Source organism: Protofrankia sp. CiP1_Cm_nod2 (assembly GCF_920664355.1).
GTDB lineage: Bacteria > Actinomycetota > Actinomycetes > Frankiales > Frankiaceae > Protofrankia.
On sequence record NZ_CAKKTL010000360.1, the window covers coordinates 1 to 1,436 of the forward strand.

Annotated in this window: 2 protein-coding genes; both read left to right on the forward strand. The window is 72.7% G+C overall.

Annotated elements, in window-relative coordinates; all coding sequences use genetic code 11:
* The first annotated feature begins 340 nt into the window (after positions 1-340).
* A complete protein-coding gene (locus NBW84_RS23315; RefSeq protein WP_250287419.1) occupies positions 341-961 on the forward strand; it encodes a helix-turn-helix domain-containing protein in 621 nt (206 codons plus the stop codon).
* A gap of 106 nt (positions 962-1,067) precedes the next feature.
* Positions 1,068-1,436, forward strand: a 369-nt coding sequence (locus NBW84_RS23320; protein ID WP_445548834.1) for a helix-turn-helix domain-containing protein, incomplete at its 3' end; no start/stop codon positions are given.

Genomic DNA, 1,436 nt, shown 5'->3' on the forward strand with positions numbered 1-1,436 from the left:
AGGCGACATGCAAGATGCCGACGACGGAGGCTGCGGCGTCATTGACGGTGCTGATGGTGGTGGGCTGGCGTTGGGTTGGGGTGGGCGGTCATGGGCGACGACAGCGTGCCGACGAACAGCGTTTCTGATCTTTCGCTGTGATGCCTCGGGTGGGTGCGTGTCTGGCCTCGGGCGGCGACGGCGGAGGGTGGCGGCGAGCGGGTCGCTGCGGATGGTGATGTCTGGTTTGTGACCGTGGGATGGGTGTCCGGTTTGTCAACGGCGTCACTGTGAGCGATGTCGGGACAGGGGAACGGCCCTTCCCCGTAAAAGTCCTTGGCGGGAAACCCGGGGAAGGGCCGTGAGGCGCCTGGAGGGCGCGGTGCTCACGGTAAATGCTGACCGGGGTGTGGTCGAGCGGCAGCTTCGGGCGGGTGAGCTGGCCTGCCGGGATTGCGGCGGGGTGCTCGGTGGGTGGGGCTGGTCGATACGGCGGCCGGTGCGGGATCTCGGCTGGGCGACGCTGTGGCTACAGCCCCGGCGGGCGCGCTGCGCGGGCTGTGGACGCACGCATGTGCTGTTGCCGGTGGTGGTGCTGGCGCGCCGTGCGGATGTGGTGGCGGTGATCTGGGCGGCGTTGGCTGCGGCGGCCGGCGGGCTTGGCGCGCGTGGCGTCGCGCGCCGGCTCGGCCGGCCGCACTCGACGGTGCGCGGCTGGCTGCGCCGGTTCGCCGGCCGGGCCGGTGACGTGCGCCGGGTGTTCACGGGCCTGCTCGTCGAGGTCGGCGTCGACGCGGTGGCACCAGCGCCGGCGGGGTCACCGCTCGCCGATGCGCTCGCGGCGATCGCCGGGGCGACGGTGGCGGTTGGGGCGCGGTGGCCGCTGCTCGGCACGGTGTCGCCGTGGGCGATCGCGGTCGGGGCCACAAACGGCCAGCTGCTCTCTCCGTCTCCCACCTGGATGATCACGACCGTTTCGTGATCGTCGATCAACATGGGTGCGCCCCTGGGCGGCGGGCCGCGGTGCCGCCAGTCTGAGGACAACCGTGATCACTTCGGTCGCGGGGTCCTGCGAGGAGGTGGTGGCGGTGTCCCTGGATGACGACGACGAGGCGGCCCGGCGTGCACGGGCCCGGGAGATCGGCCTGTTCCGCTACATGCTCATACGCGATCTTGCCGACGAGGCGTTGACGACCAGGCAGCGCGGGGTGCTGGTCCGCGCGCTCGCCGCCCGGGAGCACGTCGACCCGGACGGCCGGCCGGTGCGGGTGACCCGCTGGACGCTGGACAGATGGGTCAGGAGCTGGAAGTCGGGCGGGTTCGACGCTCTGGTGCCCTCGCCGCGCCAGGCCGGGCCGCGCACACCGGCCGACGTCCTCGCGCTGGCGAGCGCGCTCAAACGCGAGCGGCCCGAGCGCACCGCCGCGCAGGTCCGCCGGATCCTGGTGGCCACCCAT